Below are 9,633 nucleotides of genomic sequence, written 5' to 3'. Positions count from 1 at the left end.
TTTGCTTCAGGCTCTGCTTCAGGCTCTGCCTCAGCCTTAACTTCAGGCTTAATTTCAGCTTTACTCTCAGCAGAAACAGATGCAGGCTCTTTTGCAGCCGGTGAAATATTTACAGATTTGTTTTCCGGAGCGGTACTTCCCTGAGACCAGACAAACTTCTTTCCTGTTGGCTTAACGGCCTGAGACTGCTCGGCATCAGACACCTTGTCACCGCCAATGACGGCGTCAGTCTCTTTTACAGACTCCCGATCATCAGCCTGTCCGTCTTTGTCTGCCTGTTCTGCAACACGGTTTCCGCTAAGCCATGAAAAAATACCTTTCTTTGACATGTAAAAGTCCGTCCTTTCAGTTAAAAAATTACCGCTCTCACAATCCCTGCCCAAGATGCCGAATCGAAAAAAACTGTATTAGTCCACAGGATTCACAAGTTCCCCGATTACTGATCTGGTACTAACATTTACTTCCTTTATCCTGACAGGAACAAACTGCCCCAGTTCAAAAACAACTTTCTTATCGATGTAAAACCTTCCTGTCTGCGAATCGCCGTCAGCACGCAGTCTGTCACCGCAAATCAGCGGAGAAGGAATAAATGCCACCGCGCCGTTTTCAAACAGACGAACTCTGATGCCGCCACGGGAAATATCAAAAATTTCTCCCTGAAATTCCGTTTTTGGCTCTATAAACTGCCGCAGGTATTCCACATACAGCCAGTCTTTAACCCCTCTCTCGGCAATTCTGTTTTGCTTTTTGGCCAAATTCATGGAATTAAGCAGATCTTCGTCGGGAACGGCTGGCTTTTCGTTTTTAAGAATGCAGTACTTGATAAGACGATGGTTAATCATATCCCCGTATTTTCTTATAGGGGAAGTCCAGGTGGCATAATAATCCAGCCCCATTCCAAAATGAGGTCCCGGAGCAAGGGACATGGATGCGTAACTGTAATACTTGCGCAAACGGGCATCCAGATAAACATTGTCATCTGCATCCAGCCAGCGCTTGAGAGCGGAGAAGCCATCCATGGTCAATAATTGCTCCGCCTCTTTGACAGGCGCTTCAGTATCTCGCACAAGAGCAACTACATCCTTAATCTTTTCAGCATCAAAGCCTGCATGAACGTTGAAAATGCCGGAACCGCAATTTTTGGCCAGAAATGCGCCGGCGCAGGCATTGGCCGCAATCATAGCTTCTTCGACAATCTTGTTGGCAATTCTCCGGAAGACCTGTTTAATTTCGATCAGAGCACCATTTTCATCAAGAATAAACTCATAATCCGGCTTGTCCCGGAACAGCGAGGCATGAGCACTGCGGTACGCGCACCTGATTTTCTGAAATTCCTCAAGAATGCGCAGCACCTCAGCGACAATAGGATCCGGTTTAAATGCCGTTTCCTTTCCTTCCAGATAATCAGAAACATCGTCATACGCCAATTTTCCGCGAGATTTGATATTTGCAAACTCAAACCTGATATCGTCGGAAAGGGCTCCGTCAGCTCCGATTCTGAAGACCCCCACCAGCGCCGGACGAACCTCATCATTCCAAAGAGAACACAGATCCTCGCTGAGCTTTCTGGGGAGCATGGGAATATCGCGTCCGGGAAGATATATGGAAAATGCCCGCCTGGCTGCTTCGGCATTCAAAGGATCCTTCTCCGAGATGTATCCCGTGGGATCTGCAATAGCAACATACATCAGATATTCTGATTCGCCGATTCTTTCAGCATAAACAGCATCATCCATGTCTTTGGTTTTGGAACTGTCTATGGTTACAAACGGCAATGAAGTGTAATCCTTCCTTTCAATGCCGGATTCATGGAAAACATAACTGTCCAAATCATCCGGAGCCTTGTTCGGAAGGTTTGCTTCCTTGAGCACTACCCACCACGGGGCCTCCGGATCGTCGCCGGCAGTAATGTACTCAGTAACCTCGATAAGATGTTCGCCATTGCCGGTATTCATAGCATGCTGCGAAAGTGTGGCAAGCACCCAGTCTCCTTCCTTCAGTTTATGATCCGTTACCAGATTTTTTGCTCTCATATAATTCTTAAAACTCGGCCGATCCGGAAGAACTGACACCCTGTTGTTAGCAATGGAAACCCTGCCGACAAATCGCGTCAAAGCCGGTTCGGTAAGCTCCACAGGATATGCCTGAGTGCGTCCGGCTGTTTCTGATATCCTGGCTATGATACGATCCCCAGGCAAAAGCTTCTTCATGTTTGGCGGCGATATAAAATAGCTTTCCTTTAAATCAACCTCAAGAAAACCATACCCCTTGTCAGTGGCCTTCACCAGACCTTCCTTCATATTCCCGTAAGCATACGCTGCAGAATTATTCTTTCGGGAATCCTTATCATGACGTTCTCCGCCATTCGCTCTTCTGCCTTCCCTTTTTCGGGAGCTGTCATTCTTCTTGCCGCTGTTTTCGTCTTCTTCATAACTCAGGGGCGGCAAACCTGCTGCTTTTCTGGCTTCTTCGCTCTGCCTCTTTAACTGAAGCAATACCGGATTATCTAAAAGCATAATTATTCCTTGTTAAGTAACAGACAAGTCTATGATTCTACCATATGGCAAGTCATTATTTCCGAATAGCGGAAGCCTGCCGAGACTCATCAGACACCGGAATCCTTCATTTAAGGAACCCGAATGCAAAAAACGGGATCTGCCTTCTGCACTGAAGACAGAAGCCACGTATTAACTTATGACAGACATAAGAGGAATCTTTATGCTCTGTCATTTCGTTCATTGCGATTATTTCTGATCGTTGCAGATAATGCCGCTGTGCCGGAGCAATGCATCCACAGACGGTTTTCTGCCTCTGAAGGATTCAAAAATATCCATGAATTCCCGGGAGCCTCCCTGCGCAAGGATCGTATTCATGAATTCCTTTCCAATTTCCGGATTCAGAATCCCCTCCTCCTCAAACCTGGCAAAACAGTCACTGGAAAGCACCTCTGCCCAGAGGTAGCTGTAATATCCGGCGCTGTATCCCCCGGCAAAAATATGGGAGAAGCTGTTTTCAAAACGATTGAACGGAGCCACGGGAGTAACGGAAATATCCTCTCTTACCTGACAGAGCAGCTGATGGATATCGGTATCCTCATCATAATCCCGGTAGAGACGAAAATCGAAGGTGGCAAATTCAAGCTGTCTCAGCATGCCCAGAGCCGACTGAAAATTCTTGGCCATTATCATCTTGTTCAAAAGATCCTGCGGCAAAGCTTCACCCGTATCAACATGCCCGGAAATCATGGCAAGAACCTCAGGATTCCAGGTAAAGTTTTCCATAAACTGACTGGGGGTCTCCACCGCATCCCATGGCACATTGCCAAGACCTGCCAGCGAAGGCACGTCAACTTCTGTAAGCAAATGATGCAGAGCATGCCCGAACTCATGAAAAAGAGTTTCAACCTCATAATGACTCAGAAGAGCCGGTTTTCCGCCGACGGGAGGCATAAAGTTCGTAACAATATAGGCCACCGGCAGGGTAATCTCGCCATTTTCATGAACCCACCGGCCAATGCAGTCGTCCATCCAGGCCCCGCCCTGTTTATTATCTCTGGCATAGGGATCCAGATAAAAACCGCCTTTTTTATTACCTTCCCTGTCAAAAATTTCGTAATAGGAAACATCCTTATGCCAGACGTCAACCCCGTCTCTTTGCTTTATGCTGATCCCGAAAATTATATTCACAAGCCTGAAAAGCCCCTGAATGACCTTCGGCAGCGGGAAATAAGGCCTCACCGTTTCATCATTAATGGCATAGCGGGATTCCCGGAGTTTTTCGCTGAAGTAGCTCAGATCCCAGGGCTCCAGCTTTTCAGTAAAACCCATAGATCTGGCATAATCGGAAAGCTCCTGCATTTCCCGAAGCCCCTGGTCATGGCATTTTGTCACCAGTTCACCGAGAAAATTCATCACCTCATCCGCAGATGACGCCATTTTTAATACCAGAGATCTCTCGGCATAATTGCGGAACCCCAGAAGACCGGCCATTCTCTTTTTAAGGGAAACCTTCTCCTTCATGATGTCATCATTGTTGAATTTCCCCTGATCCGGGCCCAGCGCCGAAGCTCTGGTCACATACGCCTCATAGCATTTAAACCTGAGTTCCCGTGATTCCGCATATTTCATCACCGGAAGGTATGACGGATACTGCAGGGTTATCACGTATCCCGGAAGACCTCTGCTTTCAGCGTCCTGTCTGGCCAAATCCATGGCAAAGCCGGGAAGACCTTTCAGATCAGCGGCGTTTTCAGTATGAAAAAACCAGTTTTGGGTAGCATCGAGAACGTTATTGGCATAGTTCGATGTCACCTGCGAAAGCCGGGACTTCAGCTCATTGAAAAGCTTCTTCTCATTTTCGGGCAGAGCAATGCCGCTCAGTTCAAAGGATTTAATGGAAAAATCCAGAGCCCTTCTTTGCAGCGGGGACAAATCAGAACGGTCATATATTTTCCGATAGCAGTTATACAGTCCTTCATGCTGCCCTTCCCATGAAGAAAACTCGGAAAGCTCTGTGACCATGGCATCATGCTGAGCCCTGAGTTCATCCGAAGAAAGCACATTGTTGAGATGAGATACAATGCCCCAGGCCCGATTCAGTTTTTCGGAAATCTGCTCCAGCGGGGCAACTATGTTATCCCATGAGGGATTGTCAGAATGCTCTGAAACGGCCTTTTCAATAGCTTCGCGGTTTTGACTTATGCAATGCCTTATGGCCTCGGCAACATGTTCAGGTCTGATTTTTGAAAATTCCGGAAGCTCGGTTCCGGACAGGATCGGATTATCCTCAATCATCTCTTTCTCCCTTGTGAGCTCTCTGTTTCATAAAAGACAGGATTATAGCAAATAGAAAAGAACTATTCACCGCATAGAAACAGCATATTTGTTTAAGGTTTCGCCTGTCATCCGGAGGGCAAAAGCCCCTGTCAGAACATCCTCTCAAAATGCAGCAGCCGCCGTAAAAGGGCTTCATCCGATCCGGATGTGCTTGCCGGACACGCTGACTGCGGTATTAGTAAGTTGGCAGATTGATTGTATAATGGAGGCTCCAATTATGCGGAGATATCACGATGCGACATCTGCTAAAAATTCAAAAAATATTTCTCATCGCAGCAATCCTTACAGCCTTCGGAATCGGGATCAAACTGATATTCATCCCCTTTGAAGGCTATGACATTAAAATTGCCGAAACCTTTATAGTTCTTTGGGTAATGTTTTCCTTAATACAAATTTCACTCCCTTCGGCCCGAAACGGCATCATTACAAAGATTTTTGGCTATAGCGGCATTGCCTTCTCCGCTCTGGCCGGGATTTCCGCAGTGCTTGGTGTCTGGGATATCAAATCTGACGTATCCGTGCTGATTTTTGAAAACCTGCTGAATATCGCAGCCGGCTGCTGCCTGATAAAACTTATTCTCAGCACCTCCAGAGTGCTCTATACGGTGTACGGAGATTTCCTGCGTTTTCTGTCAGCGGTAACCGCCTTTTCCATGACTGTATGCCTGTGCGTTTACATAAATATCGGCGAAACAACCGAACTTATCTCCCGCATCGCGGCAATTGCAGCCTTCTTTGCCTCAGGATGCAATCTGCTGCTTCTTTATTCCTTTATAACCGAGTACAGCATTATTCAGAAAAAGGATCGTCTGATACTTATGAAAACCAGTCAGCAGGGAGTTTACATTGATTTGTTTGGCAATATCATGCAGGTAAGCAAGCTTTCCATATCCCGGGATTCCGTTTCTGAGAAGCTTCCTGATATTTCAGCGAGGTAACACCAATGACTGATGAGAATGTTATTTCCGACCGTCTTGAAAGATTAAGATCGCTTTTGCGGGAAAATGAACTGGACGCCCTCATTGTCAAGCGAGAGGATGAACATCTCTCGGAGTATATTGCGCCTGAGAACGAAAGGCTTGCCTATATTTCAGGATTTACAGGCTCCGCAGGCGCTGCTGTGATACTGAGTGAGGCTGATTTTATCAAGCATCAGGAAAACAAAATCTGGATTTCCGATTCCTCCGGAAAGGAACATCTTATAAAAAACTCCTGCGCTCTTTTTGTGGATGGCCGTTATGTGCTTCAGGCTCAGGAACAGGCTCCGGCAAATCTTTATGACACCTTCCACTTCAAAGAAATATCAATTTCCTGCTGGCTGAAGTCAATTCTCAAAAACAACAAAAGAATTGGCATCGATCCGAAATGCATCAGCTGGAAGGCTAAAAAAAAGCTTCAGGACGAACTGGAATTTTCAAAAATTATCCTGATCCCCACAGAGTCAAACCTGATAGACCTCATCTGGCCTGAAAAAGCTGAAAACAAGCCCGGCAAGGCTTATATCTATGAAGACAAATATAACGGCTGTCCCAGTATTGAAAAAAGACATCTCATTGCAGAGGAGCTGAAAAAAAGACACCTTGATGCCACCATTATTTCAAAAAGCGAATCAGTTAACTGGCTCCTTAACGTGCGCGGACATGACGTGCCCTGTCTTCCCGTGGTAAACAGCTTCCTCGCTGTCTACAACTGCGAACACGTGGAATGGTACGTTTCTCCGCAAAAAATCAGATCCCAGGACATGTCAGATTTTCAGCATCACTTTGGAAATATTGATTATTACTCAGAAGACGATCTGGTAAAGCTGGTGGAAAGACTGGGAAAGGAGCAGGCATCAGTTTACGTAGATCCCGCTTCCACAAACTCCTGGCTCATTGATCTTCTCTACAGCAAGAAGTGCAAGGTTGCCACCGGCCCTGATTTCTGCGAAACGCCCAAAGCCAAAAAGAATCCCACGGAAATTCAGGGCATGAAAAGAAGCCACCTCAGGGATGCTGTGGCCATGTGCCGATTTCTTGCGTGGCTGGATCAGCTTACCATGCCGCTTATCACCGAAAGCAGCGATGAACAGCAGCACAGCTCAAAATGGAACGTGGCGCGGTCATTTGACGAAGCCAAAATCGCAGATCAGCTTTTTAAATTCCGCAAGGAACAGAAGTCCTTTCTGGAAAACAGCTTTGATACCATTTCTGCTCTCGGTCCCAATGCTTCGATAGTGCATTACAACCACGTTAATCTGGGACATCCCCGCCCTCTGGGGAAGGATCCCATGTATCTGGTGGACAGCGGCGGGCACTATGCGGACGGAACCACCGACATCACCAGAACCGTTTTAGTGGGACCGGGGCTTACCAGTGAAATGCAGGAAAGGTTTACCTTGGTTCTTAAGGGTCTTATCGCTCTGCACAGCATCCATTTTCCCAAGGGCACATGCGGAACTGCTCTGGACGTATTGGCCAGAGCTCCTCTCTGGCAACACGGGCTGGATTACGATCACAGTACCGGACATGGCGTCGGACAATGCCTCAATGTGCATGAAGGACCGCAGTCCATTTCCCAGCACAGTGACACTACGCCACTGGAACCGGGTATGGTGACCTCCATTGAGCCGGGTTTTTACAAAAATGGTGAGTATGGTATCAGATGCGAAAATCTTTCCGTGGTAGAAACAGTACGTGTCGGAGAATATCAGACAGAGATGCTGAATCTTACTCCCATAACCTTCGTGCCCTTCGATATCAGACTGATAAGAAAAGAAATGCTTACCGAAGATGAAAAGCAGTGGATAAACAGCTACCATATGCAGGTACGGGAAATAGTAAAGGAACATCTGTCTGACTTTGAAATAAGCTGGCTTTTGAAAGCCACTGCTGCAATCTAGTCCGGAGAAAAATATGGGTCTTGGCTACATACTGAAAAAAGCTTATTACAAAAAGAACACGGAAACAGCCAAATCAGAAATTGATTCGCTTCCGAAAACCGCTGTGGATCCTGATTGCTACAGCATCATCGAGGAACCGCATCTGTTTAAAAAGCGGATTCTGGAACTTATCCGGTCTTCCAAAAAAAGGATATGCATGACCGCGCTTTATTTTCAGAACGATGAGGCCGGTCAGGAAATCATGAACGCTCTTTATGAGGCTAAAACCAGCAATCCGTCCATTGAAATCTACGTATACGTGGATTTTCATCGCGCCCAGCGAGGACTCATTGGCAAGGGACTCCAGGAAGGCAACAACGTCTGGTATCAGAAAATGGCCTCAGCCCATCAGAGCCAGCCTGTTATTTATGGCGTTCCGGTGAAAAAAAGAGAAATCTTCGGAGTGCTGCATCTTAAGGGCTTTGTTTTCGATGATACGGTACTTTACAGCGGCGCCAGCATAAACAATGTTTATCTGGGAGAAAACGGCAAATACCGCATTGACCGCTACCATGAGATCCGCTCAAAAACCCTTGCAGATGCCATGTGTTCTTACTGTAATACCGTGTTCAACCATTCTCAGGCTATTTTCAATCTTAATAAAAGCAACGTTCCGGCGGCCCGGGATATTTCAGTTGAAATCAAGGCCCAGAAAAATATTCTGCGTCACGAGGAGTACCGCATCCCCAATGAAGAAATCGCAGAAAACCAGATCGGCATAACCCCGCTCGTGGGGCTGGGCAAACGAAAAAACCGTCTTAATCACACCATACTGTATCTTCTGGAATCAGCGGTATCGGAAATCACTGTCTACACTCCGTACTTTAATCTGCCAGCTCCGATCAGAAAACGCATTTCCCGCTGTCTGAAAAAGGGCGTGCGTGTTACTCTGGTATGCGGCGACAAGACAGCCAATGATTTTTATATCAGCAACATGGAAGAATTCAACAAAGTCGGGGCCATCCCGTACATATACGAAATCAATCTCAGAAAATTCATATCGAAAAATCAGTCCTTTATCGATTCCGGCCTGCTGGAAATTCATCTGTGGAGGGACGGCTCAAACACCTATCATGTCAAAGGAATGACCGTGGACGGACGCTATACCCTCCTCACAGGAAATAACCTGAATCCGCGGGCATGGGGACTGGATTTGGAAAACGGACTTCTGATAAACGATCCGGGCCGGCTTCTTTTGTCAAAGTTTACTCACGAGAAGGAGTATTTGCTGAAGCATACTTCCCTGATTCGCAGCACAAACGATCTTGAGGATATGGATAGCTATCCTGAACCAGTAAGGAAAATTATTTCAAAGGTTAATAAATTAGGAGCGCAGTGGCTCCTTAAAAAGCTGCTGTAGCCCTGACCGTATTTAATTTTCTCCCCTGACACGGGGCAGATCTGTAACAAAATCCAGCAAAATTAATGAACAGCTTAATCTCTCAGGAACCAGTCAGCAGCGTTTCCGGCATTGGCCCCCGGGCCGTGTCTGCACTGAAAAGACTCAATATCGGGACAGTCTGGGATCTCCTCATGCATTTTCCCACCGGCTATCAGGATCGCAGTCATATTACTCCGGTTTCAGCTTTGAACAAAGACGGCGAATATGCCGTGGTACGGGGAAATATTGCCCGCACATCCGTAAACGGCACCGGAAATAATTCCATTTTTAATATCTTTTTAACTGACGGAACCGGGACTTTGAGAATATCGATTTTTCATTTCAAGCCGTTCCAGATCCAGCAAATTACGCAGGAAGAAGACCTTTGCGTTTACGGAAAAATTTCCTTTTATAACGGTCAGCCGCAAATGGCAAACCCGGAATTTCTGTCCGCCGCCGCTGTCGGAAACACCTTTACCCCGCTGTACGGTCTTACC

General features: G+C 46.6%; 6 protein-coding genes and 1 pseudogene. 4 read left to right on the top strand and 3 right to left on the bottom strand.

Annotated features, from left to right (window positions below; genetic code table 11):
- The 3 genes and pseudogenes from ACJROR_RS11375 to ACJROR_RS11365 all read right to left on the bottom strand — a co-directional run.
- Positions 1-329 (bottom strand): annotated as a pseudogene (locus ACJROR_RS11375) (signal recognition particle-docking protein FtsY); the annotation flags it as partial.
- 78 nt (positions 330-407) lie between these two features.
- Entirely contained in the window at positions 408-2,516 is a 2,109-nt protein-coding gene (locus ACJROR_RS11370; RefSeq protein WP_406547143.1) for an exoribonuclease II, read from the bottom strand.
- Between the two features lie 228 nt (positions 2,517-2,744).
- Positions 2,745-4,793: a M3 family metallopeptidase gene (locus ACJROR_RS11365; RefSeq protein WP_406041199.1), complete on the bottom strand. Its 2,049-nt coding sequence runs from the start codon at positions 4,791-4,793 to the stop codon at positions 2,745-2,747.
- A 275-nt stretch (positions 4,794-5,068) separates the two neighbouring features.
- On the opposite strand from ACJROR_RS11365, the gene ACJROR_RS11360 reads away from it, so the two are divergent.
- The 4 genes from ACJROR_RS11360 to ACJROR_RS11345 all read left to right on the top strand — a co-directional run.
- Positions 5,069-5,773, top strand: coding sequence for a hypothetical protein (locus ACJROR_RS11360; protein WP_406041197.1), 705 nt, complete (start codon positions 5,069-5,071; stop codon positions 5,771-5,773).
- Between the two features lie 5 nt (positions 5,774-5,778).
- Positions 5,779-7,716: an aminopeptidase P family protein gene (locus ACJROR_RS11355; protein WP_406041195.1), complete on the top strand. Its 1,938-nt coding sequence runs from the start codon at positions 5,779-5,781 to the stop codon at positions 7,714-7,716.
- Between the two features lie 13 nt (positions 7,717-7,729).
- Positions 7,730-9,115, top strand: a complete 1,386-nt coding sequence (gene pssA / locus ACJROR_RS11350; RefSeq protein WP_406041193.1) for a CDP-diacylglycerol--serine O-phosphatidyltransferase — start codon at positions 7,730-7,732, stop codon at positions 9,113-9,115.
- 65 nt (positions 9,116-9,180) lie between these two features.
- On the top strand, positions 9,181-9,633 hold a 453-nt coding region (locus tag ACJROR_RS11345; RefSeq protein ID WP_406547142.1), incomplete at its 3' end, for an OB-fold nucleic acid binding domain-containing protein.

Source organism: Succinimonas sp. (genome assembly GCF_045225735.1).
In the GTDB taxonomy this organism is placed as follows: domain Bacteria; phylum Pseudomonadota; class Gammaproteobacteria; order Enterobacterales; family Succinivibrionaceae; genus Succinimonas.
This window is presented reverse-complemented; position numbering and strand designations above follow the sequence as displayed.